Origin of the sequence: Flagellimonas algicola (genome assembly GCF_005937185.1) — a bacterium.
Lineage (GTDB): Bacteria > Bacteroidota > Bacteroidia > Flavobacteriales > Flavobacteriaceae > Flagellimonas > Flagellimonas algicola.
This window is the reverse complement of record NZ_VCNI01000002.1, coordinates 833,493-856,266: the sequence shown is the minus strand read 5'-3', so window position 1 is coordinate 856,266 and position 22,774 is coordinate 833,493. Positions and strand designations below refer to the sequence as shown.

The following is a 22,774-nucleotide window of genomic DNA, read 5'->3' as shown; positions in this document are numbered from 1 at the left end:
TGTGAAGAAGAAAGCATTAATAACTGGAGTTACAGGTCAGGATGGGAGCTACTTGGCCGAATTTTTATTGGAGAAGGGATATGAAGTTCACGGAATGGTGAGAAGATCCAGCTTAGAACAAAAACTAAGAATAGATCATTTGTACAAGGGAGTTGATGCCCATGAATTAGACTTTCATGTACACTACGGGGATATGACGGATTCATCCAACATTATGCGTTTATTACAGCAAATAAGGCCAGACGAGATTTATAACTTGGCCGCCCAGAGCCATGTTAGAATATCTTTTGATATTCCGGAATATACAGCGAACGCCGATGCCTTGGGGAGTCTTAGAATACTTGAGGCAATACGTATTCTAGGGCTGGAGAGGAAAACCAAGTATTATCAAGCCTCCACTAGTGAACTCTATGGAAAAGTTCAAGAAATACCACAAAAAGAAACCACACCATTTTATCCAAGAAGCCCATATGGAGTAGCAAAACTTTATTCATATTGGCTAACGGTAAATTACCGAGAGGCGTATAATATTTTTGCGTGCAATGGAATTTTATTCAATCATGAAAGTCCAAGAAGGGGAAATAGTTTTGTAACAAAAAAAATAGCGGAATCAGTTTCCAAAATCAAAGAAGGGAAGCTTTCTAAAATACGTTTGGGCAACTTGGATGCAAAGAGAGATTGGGGATATGCAAAGGACTATGTTGAAGCCATGTGGTTAATGCTACAGCAGGATGTTGCCGAGGATTTTGTTATTGCTACCGGTGAGACAAACACAGTAAGGGAATTTGTGGAAAGAGCCTTTAAATATATCGACATAGATATTGTGTGGAAAGGTGAAGGGATTGATGAGGTGGGTTATGATAAAAACACGGAAGAAATCCTAGTGACAATAGACCCATATTATTTTAGGCCAACCGAGGTGGACATATTAATTGGCGATGCCACCAAAGCAAAAGAGAAACTGAACTGGGAAGCTAAAGTGAAGTTTGAGGAACTCGTGGATATAATGATGAAGTACGAGTTGTCTGAGGTATAACGTGTATTTATGAAACCACTTGTTGTAATACCGGTGAGAGGGGGATCAAAAGGGATTCCCAATAAGAATATTAAAAAGCTTAAGGGAAAACCCTTGATTGAATACACTTTGGATGCAGCGAAAGAAGTCTTTCCTATTGAACAAATTTGTATATCTACTGATTCTGTTGAAATAAAGAATGTTGCTGAGAAAAATGGCCTGGAAGTGCCGTTTCTTAGACCAGACGAACTCGCGACGGATACTGCAAGTACGTACGACGTGTTGATACATGCGCTGGAATTTTATGAAAAAAAAGGGTACTCGCCTGAAGTTGTAATAATACTTCAGGCAACATCACCATTTCGCGGTGCGAAACATATCTTAGAAGCTTTGAAGCTCTTTGACGATGAGATGGACATGCTTGTTTCAGTTAAGGAGACAAAATCCAACCCATATTACGTACTATTTGAGGAAGACAATAATGGATGGTTGGTAAAAAGCAAATCCGGAGACTTTACCAGAAGACAAGATTGTCCGCAAGTCTGGGAATACAATGGGGCTATTTATATCATTAACACAGAATCTTTACGGAAGAGCAGTATCTTGAATTTCCAAAAGATCAAGAAGTATGTCATGGAAGATGTAAACTCCTTGGACCTGGACACCCCATTGGATTGGATGATTGCCGAGAAATTGTTGGAAACCAAAGAATTTGTAAGGGCTCTTAACCAATAAGATAGCCAATAAATGAATCTCAATAAGATTGAAAGGGACATAAAAGTCCAAGGAATAAAACACAAAGGAGTTTCCGTTTGGCCAATAATAAAATGTTATTTAATAGATTTAGTAGGCGAACGAAAGGTCATTAAAAAGGTTGACCAATCATTCATCAAGATTGTATTGAATGGTATCTGGCTAGATGTTGGTTCCTTACTTAACTTGAGAAAATCCAAATATTGGGTTTTTTCAACCTCCCAAACGAGATTCAGACTTAATGAAGAGTCAATTGACCGTGTTGCGTCAAGCCTGCTTCGTTATTTGCCGAATATTGTTCTAATAGAAAATCCTATTCCAAAGGGCAAAACCTCAAGAAGCAAATTTCAGAAAAACGAATTTTACGTTGGCATGTCCTTAATGTTTCTAGGACAATTTGTTGTTCAGAAATTAACAAGAAAGCCAAAAATAAAAGACTTTGAAAAGCTTGAAAAATATTTGGATGCCGACTTGGAACGGTTCTACCCAATTTATCATCGTATTTATGCTTCCATGCTGTTCTATGGTTTTTTATTCCGAATAATCAGGCCTAAGATGATTTTTGCAGTATGCTACTATTGCAATTTTGGAATGATCTGGGCAGCTAAAAAGAAAAACATCCCCGTGGTGGAAATGCAACATGGCTTAATTGCAGATGCGCATAGAGCATATAATTTTACTGAAAAACAAGACAATAGACTAATGCCGGATTATCTGTTAAGCTATGGGGCTGAATCTACTAAAGTGGCCCTTAAAGGCAATATAGTTACTACAGATAGGGTATTGAACTACGGAAATACATTTCTCCAGGATGTATATGAAAGACTTAGTGCATCCAAAACCCTAATAGCCTACCGTAGGAGATTTGAGAGAGTCATCTGTGTCACAGGCCAGTTAGAACTCACGGATCGGCCATTGATTCAAATGTTGAGTGAGATATGTGTAGCATTTCCTCGTGTTGGGTTTTTGTATAAACCAAGACATTTAGATTCCTTTTTGGACTTTTCTGGCCAGGACAACTTAATTCGATGTGATGGCATTAACACCTATGAATTAATGAAGTATTGTGATTATCATCTTACTGTTTATTCAACTTGTGCTTTGGAAAGTTTAGCATTGGGGACACCTAATATATCCGTTGACATTAAAGGCTATTATAAAAGGTATTTGCATGACATCTTAAAGGATAACCCCTATAATTTTGAAGTCGGTTCCAAGCTAGCATTAAAAAATCTAATCTTATCATTAAACAACGAAACATTTATTCAAGAGAAAGTAAAGGCGTCGGTGCATCACATTTTTGCAAAGGGTGTAGATCGCACTGCGTTTCATTCATTTTTCAAGGGAGTAATTAATTAGGATATCTTTGCTAAGGATTAAGAAGTTGCTTCGAGTTTGGCGGTCAATCTAACTGAAAAGAAAGTTGTCTATTTATCAGGTAAAACAAATTGAAGATTTACGAAAGCATAGAGTAACTTCTATGCCCATTCTGTATATAACCCTTATTGTTTTAACGCTTCTTTCCTGTAACCAAATAAAGGAGGATAAAGTTAAAGATCCGCAATTAATCGATGACAATTTTCTATCAATAGGATGTTCTGCAATCAGTATTTTTGAGCAAAAAGTAAAACTTGAAGTACATGTTGAGGATAAGCTTGGATTTCAATTTGAAGACATATATTTATCAAAGACAAATAATGATACATTTACAATAGCGATAGATGCCAAAACAAACGACCTTACCAATAGTAAATTAAATGAATATTACCTTCTAATTGCCTTTTATCCTATTGATGACGAAATAGGGCTGTTAAGGGAGGAAAGAACAAGGTATGGTTTTGAAACCTTTTCCACTAAAATTTTACCCTCGGCAAATGAAAAGCCTCTAATAGAAAGGACCATTCAAACAGCTTTAAGAAATCTTAGGGCAATGACCATAACATTGTTGGATAGGGAGAACAAAAAGTATCAAGTTTTGGTAATTCAAAATTTGAAATTAAACGAATAGTTGGTATTGAAACTTAAGGATGGAACAAACCTTACGCATATCAAAAAAGTGGCTGATCGGTAATCTACACTTGGTCATAATCACAATTGCCGGTTTAAGTACCATATTAAGACCATCTATCGAGAGCAAGGTAACCCTGTTCAGAGTATTGCTTCCCTTCCTGTTTTTTTGGCTGTTTATTGCCAATACCAGGCGAGCATTAAAATTATCTTTGATTCTGTCTGTGTTTGTTGTTTACTCATTAATTGCCTCATATTTGGGTAGATTCCATTCATTGAGTATTACGTATAATTTATACTATATAACTGTATTCTTTTTCTACTTCTACTATAAGGAAGTTCTAAGGATAGTAGGAGCGGTCCGTATATACCAGTATTTGTTAGTCCTTTTTAAAGTCCTAATAATTCTTGGGATGGTCCAGTTCTTGTTTGGAGGGGTATACTTTAATACCATAAGCAGATTACCTGCGGTACATATTTTTTTCTGGACAGAAAATGAGTTCTCCGCCATTTTGGCCATTTTTGTTCCGCTTTACTTTTTAAAGGAAAAAAGTCTTGTTAAATTCCTCTGGATAGGTCTTGCAGTTTTTCTTATCGTCTATAATGATGCCAAGTTGGCCTTTTTGTCCCTAATAGTATTTTTCGGCGGATATGGGTTAATGGCATTAAAAATATTCAATCTCAAATATCTTGGGTTTATCGTGTTGGGCTTAATAGGAGTATTTGGGCTATATTTTTTCCGTAATTATAGTGTCAATGGTGTATACACTATTGAATATATAATTTCACGTTTGATAAATAATCTGATTGCCCAGGAGCCTTTGGAACATTTGGGTACGTTTAACGCAAGATCAAATGCTGTTATTTTAGGGGTCAAAGAATTTGTAAATTCATATTTTATTGGAATTGGCCCTGGAAATTCATTAAAAATGATGGCTGAAATAGTTGTTCCAGGAACTGAAGAATTTACCGCCTTGAGCATGCACAATTTTACCTTACAATTGGTCACGGAAATGGGATTGTTTGGACTTGGCATGCACTACATTTTCTTTCGCAAGGTTGAGCAAGCGGCTTTTCAAAGCAAATACTCTTTGAACATGGTTTTTGTCTTTTTCGTTAGCTGTGTGATTTCCATTACGCTATTATCGGGAGCATGGGCCAATTACTTTTATTTGTTCATTTTGGTGTATTCCATAGATTTTTTCAAGCACAATGTCTAGTAAAATTCAGTTTGATACGGCATTCACAAAAAAATGGATCTACTTAGAGAGAATGCTTCTTGGGAATATCCTATTCTCGCTTCCATTAATACCAAAGATAACGGCGGTTCTTATAATCATATTTACTTGCCTTTCCTTATTGAGGTTTCGAGTGGCTTTTTTTAAAAGATTGCTGATTTCAAAAGAACTATTGCTCTATATGTTGCTATATGTTTTATTGACCATTGGCATATTCTATTCTTCCAATTTCAACAACGGTATTTCCAAAATCCAGACGCAAGTTTCTTTTATTTTAATACCCCTAATTCTAGGGGGAAGAAGATTCAGGTTGTGGGAAAAAGTGTTTTACATCCGTATGTTTGTTTGGGGCACGTTTTTATCAGTGATTATATGTTTGCTAAATGCAACAAGAAGACTTTATTTGTCTAATTCGCTGTATACGGTTGATGCATTTGGGAAAAGACATAATATTTTTACGTACAATGAATTTTCCTCTTTTATGGACTTACATCCATCGTATTTTGCTCTTTACGTTGGTTTGGCTCTGCTGCTGTTGCTATTTGATTCCGCTTCTTTAATTTGTAAACCTAAACTATGGAAAGTTGGCCTGACACTTGGTTTCATGGCCGCTCTCCTTTTAATTTCAAGTAAAGGTGGTTTGATTTCTTTTTTAACAGCTTTTACAATTGTCTCGGTTTATAAATTGATAAGTGCCAAATCAAAGAAAACGAATTACCTATATATGGTTTTGATTTTTGTTGTTTTGGCATTCACGGCCCAAAAATCAGGTTTTTATAATAGAGCCATAAAAGGTCTAACAAGTTTTAGCGAGTCTTATGAGCGTGGCCAAGCAGTTTACGAATCAACAAGCATCCGTTATTATTTGTGGAAATTGTCCTTAAAAACTGCCAAAAATTCATTGCTTTTGGGCCATGGTACGGGTAGTGTCCAAAATGAATTGAACGATCAATGCCTGCAGCACTATTATTTTTCTACGTGTGAACTGTTAAGGAATAAAAACAGCCATAATCAATATCTCAACTTTTTGGTTTCAAACGGATTGTTGTTCTTGCTGTTGTTTGTGTTGGCAATTGTGATTAGTATTATCAAATCAATTCGGACAAACAACATTTTCTTGTTGACTTTCTTAACATTTATTTCCGTGAATTTATTTTTTGAAAGTCTTTTACAAAGGGAGCGTGGAGTAATTTACTTCATGTTGTTTATAGTAGTTTTTCTAAAGAAAAGCCCACCTGCACTGAGAAGTGCAAAATCCTTTGAAAACCATAAAGCAAAAATTGCAGGATAGCATTCACCTCAAAGATGATATATTTGTAGAACAATCAAAATGCGTTGATTGGGGGAGAAATTTTTAAGCAACACAATGAACAATAAAGGCCTATTCAAAAACATCTCCCTTTTTACTTTTTTCAATCTACTTAACTCTGGAATCCCTTTTTTACTTCTGCCATTTTTGACGGTTTATTTGAGCCCAGAGGATTATGGCCTAGTAGATATTTTCTATAATATTTACTTGGTTGCTATGCCTGTAATTGGTCTTAGTGTTGTTCAATCCATAAGTCGTTTTTATTTTGAGAAAATCAACCTTGGGCCATTTCTTACCACTGTGTTGGTGATACTTTGTGTTATAGGGTTCATAATTACTGTGCTAAGCACATTGCTATCATCAGTTTTTTCAGATTTTTTGTCTGGGCACAACATCCCTGGACACTTCATTTTAATTGTATTGTTATATACTCTTTTTTCCCAAGTTTCGGAAATATTACTGCTACTTTGGCGTGTGTCGTACAAAACCGTCCAATATGGCATTTTTAGAGTTTGCAAAACCTCTTTGGATTTAGGGCTGTCTCTTGTTTTGGTTATTGGACTGGGAATGGATTGGAAGGGAAGGGTGTTTCCACAACTGTTCGTAGCAATTTTATTTGGTATTATTGCCGTTATAATCCTGTATCGCAAAGGTCTATTGTTAAAGGATGGTTATTCCAAGGAATACAGGAAGGAAGCGCTATCATTTAGTACACCTTTAATCTTTCACTCCCTTGGTTCCAGCCTTTTAGGTTTTTCAGATCGATTTTTTATTTTATTCATGCTCGGTTTGAGCGATGTAGGGATTTATTCTGTGGGTTATCAGGTAGGAATGGTAATGTCCCTTTTGCAAAATTCCTTTAATCAGGCATGGGTTCCATATTTCTATCAAATACTTAAGAAGGATCAAATACAGGACAAAATAAAAATTGTAAAAATCACTTATGTCTATTTCATCTTTATTTTAATTGTAGCACTTTTGTTCTATCTAACAACGCCATTTATATATAGGGTTTTTATTGGTAAAGAATTTGAATCTGGAATTTCAGTTGTATTATGGATTCTATTGGGTTATGCTGTCTTAGGGATGTATAAAATGATGGTCAATTATTTATTTTATCTCAAAAAAACCAAAATAATTGCTTTTTGTACCGTGTTTACCGTAATGATCAATCTAATACTGAACTATGTTCTCATAACCAATAATGGTATTGTTGGTGCAGCTCAAGCCACCTTGATTTCCTTCGTAATTTTGTTTATTGTGGTTTTTGTAATATCCAAGAGGAATTATAAAATGCCCTGGCTTCTAAAAGTGTAATTTTGCGTGATAATTGAGAAAATAACATAAAGAGTTTAAACACATGAATAAACAGTTGAATTTTGCCATAGTGGGCTGTGGTAGGATTGGCGAAAGACATGCCGGTCATATTGTCAAGAATGGAAAACTTATTGCGGTCTGTGATATCGAAAAAGATAAAGCGGATCAATTAGCTGAAAAACATGACGCTAAAGCCTACTATGACATTGATACTTTGTTAAAACTTGAAGGCGATATAGACTTGGTGGCCATATGTACTCCAAATGGATTACACGCAAGTCATTCTATAATGGCTTTGCGAATGGGATTTCATGTTCTATGTGAAAAACCGATGGCAATTTCAGTACATGACTGTGGTGAGATGATCAAGGCTGCTGATTCAGCCAATAGACGATTGATGATTGTTAAGCAAAATAGATTTAATCCCCCAGTTGAGGCTGTCAAAAAACTTATCGAAAATGACAAGTTAGGTAGAATTTACTCTATTCAATTAAACTGCTTTTGGAACAGAAACCCTGATTATTATAAGAACTCTTGGAAAGGCACTCTAGATTTGGATGGAGGGACACTCTACACACAATTTAGTCATTTTATTGACTTATTGTATTGGATGATAGGGGATGTAAAATCTGTCAAAGCTTTCGGGGGTAATTTCAATCATCAGGGAATTGTGGAGTTCGATGACAATGGTGTAATAGCTCTTGAGTTTTACAATGGTGCATTGGGTACTATTAATTATACGGTGAATTGTTTTGAAGGGAACATGGAAGGATCCTTGACAATCTTTGGAGAGAAAGGAACTGTAAAAATTGGGGGCCAATATTTAAATGAATTGGAATATCAAAAAATAGAAGGCGTGGAAATCAAAGATTTGCCCAAAGGAAACACGGCGAACAATTATGGAAAATACCAAGGTTCCATGTCCAACCATGACAAGGTGTATGAAAATGTGGTTCAGGTATTAACCAATGATGGCGTAATTTCTGCCAACGGTTTTGAAGGACTAAAAACAGTAGAAATAATAGATAAGATATATCAACAAATAGGAAATAGAAATCAAAATGTATAAAAAACTAACAGTCGGCATAGTTGATACAGCATTTGGTTCTAATGTGAAAGTTGTGGAGCCGGTTAATATTTATGGCTGTAAAATAGGAAATGATTGTTTTGTCGGCCCTTTTGTTGAAATCCAGAAAGATGTCATCATAGGCAATCGCACCAGGGTACAGTCACATAGTTTTATTTGCGAATTGGTAACAATTGGCGATGATTGCTTTATTGGACACGGAGTCGTTTTCATAAATGATCTGTTTTCTGATGGGGGTCCGGCCGGCGGTGATACCTCAAAATGGAAATCAACAGTAATTGGAAACAACGTTTCCATTGGGTCAAATTGTACTATACTGCCAGTGTCGATTTGCGATAACGTGGTAATTGGTGCCGGTGCAGTGGTAACTAAAAATATCAAAAAAAGTGGAGTATATGCAGGGAATCCTGCTGTTAAGATTAAATAATAATGATAAAATTTCTGGATTTAGTAGGTCAGTATAACAGCATAAAAGGAGAGGTGGACTCAGCCATTGAAAGTGTGATATCCAAGTCTTCTTTCATTGGAGGAGAGGAAATAAAAAAACTGGAAGAGGATTTTGCACAATTCCAAGGAGCCGAACATTGTATAGGAGTCGCAAATGGAACTGATGCACTTGAGATAGCTATAGAAGCGCTTGAGTTACCTGCTAAATCAGAAATTATTGTTCCCGCTAACAGTTTTATAGCTAGCTCGGAGGCAGTGACTAGATCTGGCCATAAGGTAGTTTTTTGCGATTGTGACCCTAATAATTATACAATTTCAATCGCAAGCCTTAAACAAAAATTAACTAGTAAAACCAAAGCTATTCTCGCTGTTCATTTGTATGGCCATCCCTGTGATATGGATGAATTGTTGAGTTTGGCAAAGGAAAAAAACATCTATATCATTGAGGATTGTGCACAAGCACATGCAGCAGAGTATAAAGGGAAAAGGGTTGGTGCAATAGGTGATATAGGTACCTTCAGCTTTTATCCAGGTAAAAATTTAGGAGCATATGGGGATGCTGGCGCCATAATTACAAATAATGTGCACTTAGCCAAAAAAACAAGGATGATTGCGAACCACGGTCGGATAGAAAAATACAACCATGTTTTTGAAGGCAGGAATAGTAGGTTGGATAATTTACAGGCTGCCATATTAAATGTGAAGCTCAAATATCTTGAAGATTGGACTAAACAAAGAATCGCAATTGCAGACTATTATTTAAAGGAATTGGATGGGATTCACAATTTGAAACTTCCAAAAAGAGAGAAATGGGCACGTCAGGTGTACCATCTTTTTGTGATTAGAACCAATTCAAGGGACCAGTTAAAGACTTTTTTGTTGGAAAGAAATATTCAATGTGGTGTTCACTATCCAATTTCGTTACCTAAATTAAAGGCATATGAATACCTTGACTCGGCCTCAGAAGGGTTCTTTGCCAATAAAACAGATTCAGAACTGCTAAGCCTACCTATAGGAGAACACTTGACTATCAAGGATGCGGATACAGTTGTAAAGGCTATTAGAGATTATTTTTCGGAACATGAATTATGATGTTGCTGTAATTGGAGCAGGAATTGTTGGGCTCTCTGTTGCGCATAATTTGTTATTGGAACGGCCTGGGCTTTCCATTGCAATTATTGAAAAAGAGTCAATTGTGGCAAGTCATCAGACAGGAAGAAATAGTGGTGTAATACATTCCGGAATCTACTATACACCCGGAAGTTCTAAGGCAATCAATTGTAAAAAAGGATATGAGTTGATGGTTTCTTTTTGTAAGAAACATGGAATAGAACATGATATCTGCGGGAAATTGATTGTTGCAACTAGCCAGGACGAGGAGTCCAGATTGATGGAAATTTACCGTCGGGGGCAACAGAATGGATTGAAAGGGTTAAAGATATTGGATCCTGAAGATATTAAGAATATAGAACCTCACGTAGTTGGAATAAAGGCAATATATGTTCCGCAATCCGGGATTGTAAGTTATAAAGATGTAGCGAAGTGTTTGGAAAAACTATTAATTCAACAAGGTGTAGTATTTAGCTTTAACCAGACGGTAAAAACAATTGACAAAGGCCAAAATGGGTATATTATTAAATGCGATACCAAGATTGTTAAATCCAGACTTCTAATAAATTGTGCCGGACTCTATTCCGATAAAATTGCTCAAAAAAGCCGTGTTGGGCTGAAAGCAAAAATAATTCCTTTTAGAGGGGAGTACTACTTGTTAAAAGAAGAAAAAAAGTATTTGGTCAAAAATTTGGTTTACCCTGTACCCAACCCTGCATTTCCGTTTTTGGGAGTTCATTTTACCAGAAGAATTACTGGAGAGATTGACGCAGGCCCGAATGCAGTACTGGCATTTAGTAGAGAAGGATATAAAAAATATCAAGCCAACATAAGTGAATTTTTAGAGAGTATATCATACATCGGGTTTATCAAAGTCGCATTGAAATATTGGCAAGTGGGCTTGTATGAAATGTACAGATCTTTTTCAAAACGAGCATTTGTGCGAGCTTTGAAAAGACTAATTCCAGAAATTGAAGAATCGGATTTAATTGTTGGAAGCTCAGGGGTAAGGGCTCAACTTTGTGACAATAAAGGAAATCTAGTGGATGATTTTATGGTTGATTATTCTGATGATGCGGTTCATGTTGTCAATGCCCCATCTCCTGCAGCTACCTCATCATTGCAAATTGGAAAAACTATTGCTGATAAAATTTCTAAAAACTTCTAATGAAGCAAGTTTGGATAATAAACCAGTACATTACCAGTCCCGATATCGAAGGTGATGGTTATAGACACTATTATGTAGCGAAAGAACTGGCTGAAAAAGGATATGATACCACTTTGATCACTTCATCTTTTTCGCATGCGCCCTATAGGCATACTAAAATAAAAGGACTTTATAAACTTGTAAATAAGGATGTCCGTACGCTTGTGTTAAAGGGTAATAAATATGGGAAATCACAAGGCTTGGGGCGTATTATTAGCTGGATAGTATTTGTAATTCAGCTAATGTGTCTGCCTTTGATTTCTAGAAATAAAATTCCACGCCCAGATATTATTGTGCTTTCCTCATTGCCTTTGTTGCCAATTTTGAATGTCATTTTATTCAAGGCCCTATTTTATAGGAAGGTGAAAATAGTATTTGAAATCAGGGATTTATGGCCATTATCGGCAATAGAATTAGGTAATTATTCAAAGCGGAATGCTTTTATAGGATTTTTATCATACTTAGAAAAGAAGGCGTATCAAAATGCGGATTTTATTATATCGGTAATCCCGCGGGCTGACATACATATCAAGGAGGTTCTAACACATGAAAAATTTAAATTCCGGTGGATTACCAACGGGTTTAAAATCCCTTCAAGCTCACGGAAACTGGAACTTTCAGATGTTTGCGACACTTCGATTAATACCAATGATTTTAATATTGGCTATGCTGGCACCTTGGTTGTAGCCAACCCTTTGGATACAATAATTCAGGTGGTAGGGAATCATGAAAATAAACAGATTAACCTTTTTATATTGGGGGGTGGTCCAGAGAAAGAACGGATTGTAAAACTTGGGAAGGACTACCCAAATATCCATGTGTTGGATAGAATACCCAAAAAATATGTTCAATCCTTTTTAAGTCAAATGGATTTATTGTTTATGGGTAAGGGAACCAAAAACACCACCATTTACAAATTTGGGACTTCACAATTAAAGACCTTTGACTACTTTTTCGCCAAAAAACCCATTATTCAAGCGCTTAACTCATCTGAAAACCCTGTTACCTATTCTAATTCTGGTTATGTGGTGGAGCCTGAAAATGATGTAGAATTGAAGGAAAAAATTGACTATTTTATTGGAATGGGGAAAGATGGCCGCAACTCTTATGGGAACCGAGGTTATGAATATTTGATCGCAAATTGCACTTATAAGATAATTGGCGAAAGATTTGCAGAAGTTTTTGATGAATTGATGACTTAAATCAAAGAAACCACATGTTAGTTTTTTGCTTTTTTCAAGTTTTGTAAAAAATTTTGGAAGAAAACCAGACAAATTGTCCAATTTTACCTTGGCTAAGTATTGTTTTATAAATAAACTTTGGGGGAAAACAGGGAAGGATAATTATAAATGATTTAGTAGAATCTTACTAATACCCAGATGCCTAAACTATCCATATTAAATTCAATAGAACGCAAGTTTATTCTGCTTATCGTTGATCTTGCAATAATAGTTGCATCCCTAAACCTCTTTATTAATCATGCAATAGATGATGAGTTTATTTCTTTTGAGCTCAAAGTATTTGTTTTTGTATTTGGGATTTCCACTTATCTGGGGCTGTCCTACATTTTGGATTTTTACAATTTAGAAAGAACAGGCCGTAAACGACATGTATTGTCACAATCGGTATACATTACGGGGATTTTTGTTTTTCTGGTTTTTGTATTTACCATTATAACATATGATGTTAGTTTTTGGAGAATTCCATTGCTCTATTTTTTGATATTAACCCCATTGGAAGTATGGTTATGGCGCCTGTTTTTTACCAATGTATTTAGTATAATACCTACCGTTAAAAAAGTACTCTATATATATGATGAGAACAACTTGGACAATCTTCGCGAAAATATTGGATATATTAATGGCGATGGTGTAAGCACATTTTACAAAGTAAAACTTACTTATGCGATCAAAGAAGATCAATCTAATTTAGACAAGCAGACATTTCATGATGCAATTGATAAAATAGACACTTGGATATTAAACGTTCAAGATTACTCAGACATTTCCAAAGAGCTGGAAACTTTGCTTTTGGACTCAATTTTAAAGGGGAAAGAAGTTTTGACGTACACTTCATTTTACGAAAGTGTTTACGAGGCAATGCCTATCCGCTCCCACTACCATAGTTTTTATGAATTGCTGCAACTCAAGAATAAAAAAATCAGATATTTACAGGTGATTTTCAGTTTCATGGTGAATTTCATTTTATCTCTTTTTGTAGGTATTGTGTTTTTCTTGGTCTGTCCACTGGTATGGTTTTTTAATATATTCTTGAATAGAGGCCCTCTTTTTTACACCCAACTAAGAGTTGGTCAATATGGAAAGGAGTTTAAAGTTTACAAATTCCGATCAATGGTGGTTGATGCAGAAAAGAACGGGGCTAAGATGGCTTCAAAGAATGATAATCGCATAACTCCTTTTGGCAAAATTTTAAGGACATTTAGAATTGATGAATTACCCCAAATAGTTTCTGTGTTGAAAGGTAATATGACCTTTATTGGACCAAGGCCAGAAAGAAAGATTTTTGTAGATCAATTGGATGCCATTTCCCCATTTTATAGTATTAGACACCTTTACAAACCGGGGATAACTGGATGGGCTCAAGTAAAATATAAATATGGTGAAGATTTACAGGATTCCATCAGAAAATTAGAGTACGATTTATATTATATTAAAAACAAATCCGTAACGCTGGATCTGAGAATTATTTTTAAAACCATTACAACTGTTTTGTTTTCACGGGGCGTATAGAGAGATAAATAATATATGAAAAAAACCCTCATTACAGGAGCTGCAGGTTTCCTCGGGTCTCATCTTTGTGATCGGTTCATTGCCGAGGGGCACCATGTCATTGGCATGGACAATCTGATTACTGGGGATTTAAAGAATATAGAGCACCTTTTCCCATTGGAACGTTTCGAGTTCCATCATCACGATGTGTCCACTTTTGTCCATTTGGGAGGCGAGTTGGATTATATTCTACATTTTGCATCTCCTGCAAGTCCCATTGATTATCTGAAAATTCCAATTGAAACCCTAAAAGTGGGTTCTTTGGGTACGCTTAATCTCTTGGGCCTGGCCAAAGAAAAGAATGCCCGTATTTTGGTCGCTTCCACTTCCGAGGTATATGGTGATCCCCTTGTTCATCCCCAGAATGAGGAGTACTACGGCAACGTAAGCCCTATTGGCCCTCGTGGTGTTTATGATGAGGCCAAACGTTTTATGGAATCGATCACTATGGCTTATCACCGACACCATGGTTTGGATACCCGTATAGTTCGGATTTTCAACACCTATGGCGCCAGGATGCGATTGAATGACGGCCGTGTGGTGCCGGCCTTTATGGGACAGGCTTTAAGAGGAGAGGACTTGACGGTCTTTGGCGACGGTTCCCAAACCCGCTCTTTTACATATATAGATGACCAGATTGAGGGAATTTATCGTTTATTGATGAGCGACTATGTGGAACCGGTCAACATTGGAAATCCGGATGAAACCACTATCTTGGAGTTTGCAGAAGAAATCATAAAACTAACAGGAACGAATCAAAAAATTGTATTTAAACCATTGCCAGTGGATGACCCGCTACAGCGACAACCGGACATTTCAAGGGCCAAGAAAATCTTGGACTGGGAGCCTCAAGTGCATCGTTCCGAGGGCTTAAAAAAGGTTTATGAATACTTCAAATCCTTATCTCCCGAGGAATTGCACCAAAAAGAACATCGGGATTTTTCACATTTAAATGGGAAATAAGGAATGTCATTTCGAAGAAGCAAGGCGACTGAGAAATCTAACAATTAAGTTTGGAAACTGATTGCTTATTTCATTCGAAATGATACTATTCTTATGCAATTACATCTGAATTGAACTATTTTTGCCAAAATTTTGATTGATGAACATCCTTGTCCTAGGTTCTGGAGGTCGTGAACATGCGATTGCCCATAAGATTTCACAAAGCCCAAAAATCAACAACCTTTATGTTGCCCCTGGTAACGCAGGTACCTCCAAAATTGCCAACAATGTTGGGGTTGGGGTCAATGATTTTGAAGGAATCAAGAAATTGGTTTTGGACAAGAACGTCAATCTGGTGGTTGTGGGACCCGAGGATCCGTTGGTGAATGGAGTACACGATTTTTTCCTGAACGACCCAGAACTACAAAAGGTATTCGTGATTGGCCCGCAAAAAGCAGCTGCAGCCTTGGAAGGGAGCAAGGAATTTGCCAAGGAATTTATGATGAGACATAACATTCCTACCGCCGCCTATCAAAGTTTTACTTCTGATAATCTGGAAGAAGGCTATGCCTTTTTGGAAACTTTGCAACCGCCTTATGTACTAAAGGCAGATGGTTTAGCTGCTGGAAAGGGTGTTCTCATTCTTCAAAACCTCGAAGAGGCCAAAAAAGAACTTAGTGCTATGTTGCTCGATTCCAAATTTGGAAAGGCTAGCACAACAGTCGTGATCGAAGAGTTCTTGGATGGGATAGAATTGAGCTGTTTTGTACTGACGGATGGGAGCAACTATAAGGTCTTGCCTACGGCAAAAGATTACAAGCGGATAGGTGAGGGAGACACAGGATTAAACACGGGCGGCATGGGCGCTATTTCCCCGGTTCCTTTTGCAGATAATGCCTTCATGCAGAAGATAGAAGAGCAAATTGTTATACCCACCGTAGAAGGCCTTAAAAAGGATCAATTACCCTATGTTGGATTTATATTTATTGGATTGATTAAGGTTGGGAATCAACCCAAGGTCATAGAATACAATGTAAGAATGGGGGATCCGGAAACCGAGGTGGTTATCCCAAGGGTTCAAACAGATTTGGTGGATATTCTGACCGCCATGGCAAATGGAACACTAGATCAAATAGATGTTCAAATTGATGAAAGGGCGGCTACGACGGTTATGGCTGTTTCAGGAGGATATCCTGAAGCTTATGAAAAGGGCAAAGAGATAATAGGAATAGATACGGTTGAAGATTCTTTGGTATTCCATGCTGGAACCAAAATCTCAGAAGGTAAAGTGGTAACTAATGGTGGAAGGGTAATCGCTGTAACTTCTTTTGGAGATGATTTCCACCAAGCCCTGAAAAAGTCCTACAACAACATGGGAAAACTCCATTTTGATGGGATATACTACCGCAAAGACCTAGGGTTTGACCTATAGCCAAATAGCTTGAATTATCCCAAAAAAGAAACGAATACCAGGGAAATATTATATGTAGGTGTGGGAAGTTATACTCTTGTCTTCCTCGCCGTTGTCATTGAAAATCTTCAGTTCTTTCATCCAATAAACCATGGCTACAAAACCGATAATGGTAAAGATCCAGTTTACAGTATTGGAGGCCCACCAGCTTTCCATAAAACGGAATAAATCATAAGGGGCAAAAAGGTAGTTTACAAATAAGTCTTCAATGCCGTAAAAAAACTTGCTCATGTTAGCTATATTTACTTTGCAAAAGTAGTAAAACCCACGATGATTTCAAGCTTTTTCGGAAAAACAAAACCCATAAACTACATTGTTTTGTCCGTCTTTTTGGTTCTGTTTTATGGCTTGTTCCAAATTCTTCAAATCCATGGTAGTGGAAAGAATCTTTCTATCCCGTTGGAAGTCTTGACCTTAGGCACGTTGATCCTGACCATTTTTGTGATCAATCAAATTATTAAAACAGAAAAAGTCACGGAGTTTAGCTCCTATGCCATGTTGTTTTTTGTTTTGCTCTTGGTCGCATTTTCGAACATCCTTAAAGATAAAAATGCAATTTTTGCCTCCTTTTTTCTATTGCTGGCCATCTGGAGACTCTTGGCCGTTAGGTCCATCAAAAATGTAAAACACAAAATTTTTGACGCTTCTTTTTTAATATGCGTGGCCAGTCTGTTCTATGATTGGGCCATTGTGTTCCTAATTTTGGTGTTTGTGGTGATCAATGTATATGATAGGAAAACCGTAAAAAATTGGATAGTTCCTTTGATAGCTATGTTTACCGTTTTTGTTTTAACATTTGGGATTACAAGACTGTTTGGCATTTCTGATTTTTACCAATTGCATTATCGATTTTCCTTTGGCTTTTTGCAAGATGGACTTTTCTCTCAAAAGGGCGTATTGCTGTCTCTAATTTATCTGTCGCTTTTGGGGGCTTTGGCCTCATTGGTGTTTCTTCAAGTAAGAAGAAAGGGAGGTGGAAGGTTGGTGCCTCTGCGTATTTTGTTTCTGGCTTTCATCTTGGGTGCCATATTTAGTTTTCTCACCCAAAACGGTACGGCCACTATACTGATTACTTTTTTCCCTGCAGCTGTTTTTCTGACCAATTTTTTGGAAACCATAAAGCGCCCAAGAATCAAAGAATTGGTTCTGGCCGCTTGCATAGTAGTTCCCGTTTTGCTTTTCGTTCAAAGCCTAAACCAATAAACCATAAAGCAATATCTTTGCGCAAATTGATACAACATGTTTAGTGCGTTTGCTTTTAGCATTTTTCAAAAGAGTATAGATACCTATCACATTAAGGACGACGTATACCAAGATTTTACAAATCCCTATCCCAAGGATGATGTGGAGCATTTGTTATATCGAAAAAATTGGATAGATACGGTGCAATGGCATTATGAAGATATAATCCGTGACCCAGAAATTGATCCGGTAGCTGCCCTGGATCTCAAACGAAAAATTGACGCCAGCAATCAGGACAGAACGGACTTGGTAGAGTATATTGATAGCTATTTTCTTCAAAAATACCAATCGGTTCAGGTAAAGGATGATGCCACCATCAATACAGAGAGTCCGGCCTGGGCCATAGATCGCCTTTCCATCTTGGCATTGAAGATATACCATATGCAAGAAGAAGTAGATCGTACCGATGCTTCACAAGAACACGTTGATAAGTGCTCTGTCAAACTTGCTGTGCTACAAGAACAGAAAAAGGACCTTTCTTCCGCCATTGACCAACTATTGGCCGACATTGAAGCGGGAAACAAGTACATGAAAGTCTATAAGCAGATGAAAATGTACAACGATGATGAACTAAATCCAGTGCTTCGTGGACAAAAAGGGTAAACCTGCCCACATTTTGGTCATCCGGCTTTCGGCCATGGGGGATGTTGCCATGACCATTCCTGTTTTAAATGCTGTTTTGGATGCGTATCCAGAAGCGAGATTTACCGTTCTCACCAAAAAACATTTTGCTCCTATTTTTTCCCAATTGGATAGGGTGTCAGTGCATCACGCTGAGGTAAAAACCAAACATAAAGGCCTGATCGGGCTATGGCGATTGTACAAAGAACTGTCCAAGTTTAAGTTTGATGCCGTAGCCGACCTTCACAATGTTCTCCGAAGTCGGATTCTGAAGAAATATTTTGCCTTGGATGGGGTGCCCTTTGTGCAAATTGACAAAGGAAGGAAAGCAAAAAAGGCATTAACGCGGAAATCCAACAAATCTTTCCATCAATTAAAGACCACCCACCAGCGGTATGCGGATGTGTTCTCTGAACTGGGTTACCAAATTAATTTGGAGGATGCGAAACCACTAGCCAGATTACAACTTTCAGAAAATGTCCTGAAAGCTGTAACACAAGATGCCAAGAAATGGGTGGGCATCGCGCCCTTTGCAGCCCATGAGGGCAAGATGTACCCGCTGAAACTGATGAGGGAAGTCGTTAAGGCCATTGTTGATACCGATAAGTATAAAATATTGCTTTTTGGGGGAGGCGCCAGCGAGGTGGAACAGCTAAATGCTATTGCAGTATCCAATAGTAACGTTCAAAATGTGGCTGGGAAATTGAGTTTGACCGAAGAGTTGGAACTGATTTCCAATCTGGATGTAATGCTCTCTATGGACAGTGGCAATGCCCATTTGGCGGCCAACTATGGTATTCCAGTGGTAACGCTTTGGGGGGTTACCCACCCTTTTGCGGGCTTTGCACCCTTTGCACAGTCCAAGGAGAATGCGCTGCTATCAGACCGAAATGAATTTCCTTTGGTTCCCACTTCGGTATATGGGAATAAACTTCCCAAAGGATACGAATCCGTGATGGAATCCATTCCACCCAAAAAAGTGGTGGAGAGGCTTATCAACATATTGGAAAACTAGAAAGGAAGTTTTCGTCAGTTTGAGTGGCAAATCAAGGGTTTGGTGTATCGAAAACAAGAAAATTTCGGGCTTTAAGCACTTCTCGATACTGGATGCTTTTCAGCATTTAACTCGAAGTGACGGATTCTTCACCCAATTACGCCACTACCTGTCTTTCCTCAATGGCATTAAAATACAATTTCAGCTGCTGAACGTAATTATACTTCAATTGCCTATTTGTACTTTCAGCTAAAAGCGTGCGCATTCCCAAATACGAGGCAATAATATAGCTTGCAGCACCTTCGCAATCCACATGGCGGGCGATATAACCATCCACTTTTCCTCTTTTTAGGATCGAGACCAAGTTGACCTCCCATACTTTTAGGATATCCCGCAAATAGGTGGCAATCTCTTCATTTCGCTTACTGAATTCCGTGATAAAATCGTTCAACATAAAGCCATAGGCAATTTCATTGGGCCTACCGGGCTCCAAGGCCTTCTCAATACTGTCCAAAATTACCGGCAAGGGATTTTCATGAGTATTTAAAGGTTCTACCAAAAGGGCATACACCTTTTGCTGCACAAGATTTTGCACAATGGCAATAAAGTAATCCTCCTTGGATTTAAAATGATGGTAAAATGCACCTTTAGATAAGGAAAGGTCTTTTAGGATGTCATCCAGATTGGTGTTGTAATAGCCTTTTTCATGAAAAACTTCAAGGCCTTTGGCACACAGGCGGTGCATGGTTTCGCGTTTTTTCAGGTTCTTGTCCATAAGATTTGGGTTTTGGGCATTCAGACTGTTAAGTCGGTTACAAAGTTTCCCCAGTTTTGGCCCAAGCTCAAGAATCAAGGACGTATTTGTAAGAAAAATCGGTGAAGTGACCAAAAAGGCCCCAAATCTGAAGGAGCGAAAAAATGGAACCGACCGGCGGGTCGGTTTAAGCGATTCTTTTTTGGGATTAAAAACATGGACCCAATGGCTACATGCATCTATTTAGGTAGGATTTTTAATTAAAAATTCCCGAACTTCAATCGCTACTTATTATTAAAGAGCGATATCTCGATCATTAACCTACTTTATGGATAAAATTTTCAGCCCGATTTCCCTTCTCTCCACATTTACTGTTGAGCAAAAAGAACCATAAAATCATTTTCAAATAACTAACACCTAAAAACAAAGAATCAATAATGCTAAAACACACGCTTGCAACAATCTTCGCCTTCTTAATGGTTTCTACCCATACCAATTCACAAAAAAAAGAAACCTTAAGACATCAAATAGAGGGCATTATAAGTTCCAAAAATGCCACGGTTGGGGTGGCCATCAATGGGATGGATGCTAAAGATACGTTGAGCATCAACGGTCAAAGGCACTTTCCTATGCAAAGCGTTTTCAAGTTTCCAATTGCATTGACCATTTTAGCTGAAGTTGATAAAGGCAATCTCTCCCTAGACCAAAAAATCGACATCAAGAAAAGCCAATTATTGCCAGGTCTGTGGAGTCCGCTACGAAAAAAGTACCCCGAAGGGGGCTCCATTCCCTTAGACGAAATTATAGAGTACACGGTCGCTTTGAGTGATAATGTGGGTTGCGATGCGCTATTAAGACTACTGGGCGAACCTCGGGCCGTTGAAAGATATTTTTCCAAACTGGGCTTTACCGATTTTGCGGTTAAGATAAATGAAGAAGTCATGCAGGGCAATTGGGAGCTACAGTTCTTAAACTGGACAACCCCCAAAGAAGCCAACAGGATATTGGCAACATTTTATGAGACCAGCAACAACTTGCTTTCCAAGAAAAGCTATGATTTTATCTGGGACATTATGAAAGGGACCAAAACAGGAAAAAAACGATTAAGGGGACACCTACCTGAGGAAACCATAGTGGCGCATAAAACAGGCTGGTCGGGAAAACATAAAGAAACAGGAATAACCGCCGCAGTGAACAACATCGGAATTGTTTTTTTACCCAGCGGGGAGCATTTTACCATTAGCGTCTTTGTCACTGAATCATCTGAAAGTCTTGAGACCAATGAGAAAATAATAGCGGAAATTTCCAAAGCAGCTTGGGACTACTTCTTGGTAAAGTAACCGACCCAAAGTATAGATGGGGATTAGGCCACCGTTCCCTGGCAACTACTACCCGCCCCTGCTGTACATCCATAACAATGTTGGGATATTACAATGTTTCGGTCGTTTAGCAAATCCTCGTTGTAATCCTTTATATGTTTCACCTTGCTGGCTACTTTCAGTTCCAGCATTTGGTTAAAGTCACAATCGTACAACCAGCCATCCCAACTTACGGAAATGGTATTGGTACACATCACATTGGAAACTGCTGAGGGATTATAGGCCTCAACCAAAGCATACATATAGTCCTCATAGTTGTCCGATGCAATCAAATAATCCAAGAAACGTGATATGGGTAGATTGGTGATGGCAAACAGATTATGGAACTGGATTCCAAAATCTTCATCCAGAGCCTTTTTAAAGTCGCGCTCCATGGCCATTTGATCGCCAGGTAAAAAAGCGCCCGAAGGATTGTAGACCAAATCCAATCGCAAATCACTTCCCGGCATGCCATAGCCCACAGCGTTTAGTTCCTGCAAAGCTTTGATGGACTTGTCAAAAACCCCATCTCCACGTTGCTTGTCAGTTTTGCCTCTGGTATAATGCGGCATGGAAGAAACCACATGAACATTGTGCTTTTTAAAGAACTCAGGGAGGTCATAGTACTTCTTGTTGGCTCGGATTATGGTCAGATTGCTACGCACAATAAAATCCTGGATACCAGCTTTGGCGGCTTCCTCAACAAACCATCTAAAATTCGGATTCATTTCTGGTGCACCTCCCGTAAGGTCCAATGTATGGGCACCTGTATTTCTGATGACTTCCAAACACAGCTCCATGGTTTCGCGCGTCATAATTTCCTTTCGATCAGGCCCGGCATCCACATGGCAGTGTTCGCAGACCTGGTTGCACATGTATCCCACATTGATCTGCAAAATTTCCAGCTTATTGGGGCGTAGTGGAAAATGTCCAATCTCCGCAATCTTATCCTTAAAATAAGGAAGTTCCCCATCGGCGAAAATTCCCCCATTCAGGATTTCCAATTGCTTGTTGGTTTCCGCAAGCTCATTTTCCCTGGCCTTAAGGGATTTTTTGGCCGCCTTTTTTATTTGAGGTAATATGCTTTGTTCCATTTGTGTAAACTCAATTATT

Annotated in this window: 23 protein-coding genes; 20 read left to right on the top strand and 3 right to left on the bottom strand. The window is 38.0% G+C overall.

Going from position 1 to position 22,774, the window contains the following annotated elements; translation table 11 throughout:
* Position 1 precedes the first annotated feature (1 nt).
* The 16 genes from gmd to purD all read left to right on the top strand — a co-directional run bounded on the left by gmd (position 2) and on the right by purD (position 16,653).
* Positions 2–1,036 carry a GDP-mannose 4,6-dehydratase gene (gene gmd / locus FGG15_RS12785; RefSeq protein WP_138836816.1) on the top strand — a complete coding sequence of 345 codons (1,035 nt, stop codon included), beginning with the start codon at positions 2–4 and terminating at the stop codon, positions 1,034–1,036.
* Positions 1,037–1,045: 9 nt separating this feature from the next.
* Positions 1,046–1,750 (top strand): acylneuraminate cytidylyltransferase family protein, encoded by a 705-nt coding sequence (locus tag FGG15_RS12780; protein ID WP_138836814.1) that lies wholly within the window; start codon positions 1,046–1,048, stop codon positions 1,748–1,750.
* Between the two features lie 12 nt (positions 1,751–1,762).
* Positions 1,763–3,127, top strand: coding sequence for a glycosyltransferase family protein (locus tag FGG15_RS12775; RefSeq protein ID WP_138836812.1), 1,365 nt, complete (start codon positions 1,763–1,765; stop codon positions 3,125–3,127).
* A gap of 121 nt (positions 3,128–3,248) precedes the next feature.
* Positions 3,249–3,776 carry a hypothetical protein gene (locus FGG15_RS12770; protein ID WP_138836810.1) on the top strand — a complete coding sequence of 176 codons (528 nt, stop codon included), beginning with the start codon at positions 3,249–3,251 and terminating at the stop codon, positions 3,774–3,776.
* 412 nt (positions 3,777–4,188) lie between these two features.
* Positions 4,189–4,995 carry an O-antigen ligase family protein gene (locus FGG15_RS12765; protein ID WP_138836808.1) on the top strand — a complete coding sequence of 269 codons (807 nt, stop codon included), beginning with the start codon at positions 4,189–4,191 and terminating at the stop codon, positions 4,993–4,995.
* A gap of 33 nt (positions 4,996–5,028) precedes the next feature.
* Positions 5,029–5,160: a hypothetical protein gene (locus tag FGG15_RS20385; protein ID WP_262710838.1), complete on the top strand. Its 132-nt coding sequence runs from the start codon at positions 5,029–5,031 to the stop codon at positions 5,158–5,160.
* A 334-nt stretch (positions 5,161–5,494) separates the two neighbouring features.
* Positions 5,495–6,304 (top strand): O-antigen ligase family protein, encoded by an 810-nt coding sequence (locus FGG15_RS20095; protein ID WP_161991966.1) that lies wholly within the window; start codon positions 5,495–5,497, stop codon positions 6,302–6,304.
* A gap of 75 nt (positions 6,305–6,379) precedes the next feature.
* Entirely contained in the window at positions 6,380–7,639 is a 1,260-nt protein-coding gene (locus tag FGG15_RS12755; protein ID WP_138836804.1) for an oligosaccharide flippase family protein, read from the top strand.
* Positions 7,640–7,682: 43 nt separating this feature from the next.
* Complete coding sequence (locus tag FGG15_RS12750; RefSeq protein WP_138836802.1) at positions 7,683–8,708, top strand: Gfo/Idh/MocA family protein; 1,026 nt, start codon at positions 7,683–7,685, stop codon at positions 8,706–8,708.
* Positions 8,701–9,153: an acyltransferase gene (locus FGG15_RS12745; protein ID WP_138836800.1), complete on the top strand. Its 453-nt coding sequence runs from the start codon at positions 8,701–8,703 to the stop codon at positions 9,151–9,153. The genes FGG15_RS12750 and FGG15_RS12745 overlap by 8 nt, the downstream gene beginning before the upstream one ends.
* Before the next feature lie 2 nt (positions 9,154–9,155).
* On the top strand, positions 9,156–10,265 hold the full coding sequence (locus FGG15_RS12740; RefSeq protein WP_202619557.1) for a DegT/DnrJ/EryC1/StrS family aminotransferase: 1,110 nt from the start codon (positions 9,156–9,158) through the stop codon (positions 10,263–10,265).
* Complete coding sequence (gene lhgO / locus FGG15_RS12735) at positions 10,255–11,451, top strand: L-2-hydroxyglutarate oxidase (RefSeq protein ID WP_138836795.1); 1,197 nt, start codon at positions 10,255–10,257, stop codon at positions 11,449–11,451. Before FGG15_RS12740 ends, lhgO begins: the two co-directional genes overlap by 11 nt.
* A complete protein-coding gene (locus FGG15_RS12730) occupies positions 11,451–12,692 on the top strand; it encodes a glycosyltransferase family 4 protein (RefSeq protein ID WP_138836793.1) in 1,242 nt (413 codons plus the stop codon). Before lhgO ends, FGG15_RS12730 begins: the two co-directional genes overlap by 1 nt.
* Positions 12,693–12,869: 177 nt before the next feature.
* On the top strand, positions 12,870–14,240 hold the full coding sequence (locus FGG15_RS12725) for a sugar transferase (protein WP_138836791.1): 1,371 nt from the start codon (positions 12,870–12,872) through the stop codon (positions 14,238–14,240).
* Positions 14,241–14,255: 15 nt separating this feature from the next.
* Positions 14,256–15,242: a UDP-glucuronic acid decarboxylase family protein gene (locus FGG15_RS12720; RefSeq protein WP_138836789.1), complete on the top strand. Its 987-nt coding sequence runs from the start codon at positions 14,256–14,258 to the stop codon at positions 15,240–15,242.
* A gap of 139 nt (positions 15,243–15,381) precedes the next feature.
* Positions 15,382–16,653 carry a phosphoribosylamine--glycine ligase gene (purD, locus tag FGG15_RS12715; protein WP_138836787.1) on the top strand — a complete coding sequence of 424 codons (1,272 nt, stop codon included), beginning with the start codon at positions 15,382–15,384 and terminating at the stop codon, positions 16,651–16,653.
* A 48-nt stretch (positions 16,654–16,701) separates the two neighbouring features.
* On the opposite strand, the gene FGG15_RS12710 is transcribed toward purD, so the two are convergent.
* Positions 16,702–16,923 carry a DUF6341 family protein gene (locus FGG15_RS12710; RefSeq protein WP_138836785.1) on the bottom strand — a complete coding sequence of 74 codons (222 nt, stop codon included), beginning with the start codon at positions 16,921–16,923 and terminating at the stop codon, positions 16,702–16,704.
* A 39-nt stretch (positions 16,924–16,962) separates the two neighbouring features.
* Here FGG15_RS12710 and FGG15_RS12705 point away from each other — a divergent pair, with 39 nt between their 5' ends.
* Genes FGG15_RS12705 through FGG15_RS12695 form a run of 3 tightly spaced genes read left to right on the top strand, consistent with a single transcriptional unit; the run spans position 16,963 to position 19,570 of the window.
* Positions 16,963–17,895 carry a DUF6427 family protein gene (locus FGG15_RS12705; protein ID WP_138836783.1) on the top strand — a complete coding sequence of 311 codons (933 nt, stop codon included), beginning with the start codon at positions 16,963–16,965 and terminating at the stop codon, positions 17,893–17,895.
* Positions 17,896–17,931: 36 nt separating this feature from the next.
* On the top strand, positions 17,932–18,537 hold the full coding sequence (locus FGG15_RS12700) for a DUF4254 domain-containing protein (RefSeq protein ID WP_138836781.1): 606 nt from the start codon (positions 17,932–17,934) through the stop codon (positions 18,535–18,537).
* Complete coding sequence (locus FGG15_RS12695; protein ID WP_237561817.1) at positions 18,521–19,570, top strand: glycosyltransferase family 9 protein; 1,050 nt, start codon at positions 18,521–18,523, stop codon at positions 19,568–19,570. The genes FGG15_RS12700 and FGG15_RS12695 overlap by 17 nt, the downstream gene beginning before the upstream one ends.
* Before the next feature lie 136 nt (positions 19,571–19,706).
* Here the strand turns inward: FGG15_RS12695 and FGG15_RS12690 are convergent, their stop codons facing one another.
* A complete protein-coding gene (locus FGG15_RS12690; protein ID WP_138836779.1) occupies positions 19,707–20,324 on the bottom strand; it encodes a TetR/AcrR family transcriptional regulator in 618 nt (205 codons plus the stop codon).
* Positions 20,325–20,740: 416 nt separating this feature from the next.
* Here FGG15_RS12690 and bla point away from each other — a divergent pair, with 416 nt between their 5' ends.
* Positions 20,741–21,643, top strand: a complete 903-nt coding sequence (bla, locus tag FGG15_RS12685) for a class A beta-lactamase, subclass A2 (protein WP_138836777.1) — start codon at positions 20,741–20,743, stop codon at positions 21,641–21,643.
* Positions 21,644–21,666: 23 nt separating this feature from the next.
* Here bla and arsS read toward each other — a convergent pair whose 3' ends face one another.
* Positions 21,667–22,755: an arsenosugar biosynthesis radical SAM (seleno)protein ArsS gene (gene arsS, locus FGG15_RS12680; RefSeq protein ID WP_138836776.1), complete on the bottom strand. Its 1,089-nt coding sequence runs from the start codon at positions 22,753–22,755 to the stop codon at positions 21,667–21,669.
* Between the last annotated feature and the right edge of the window lie 19 nt (positions 22,756–22,774).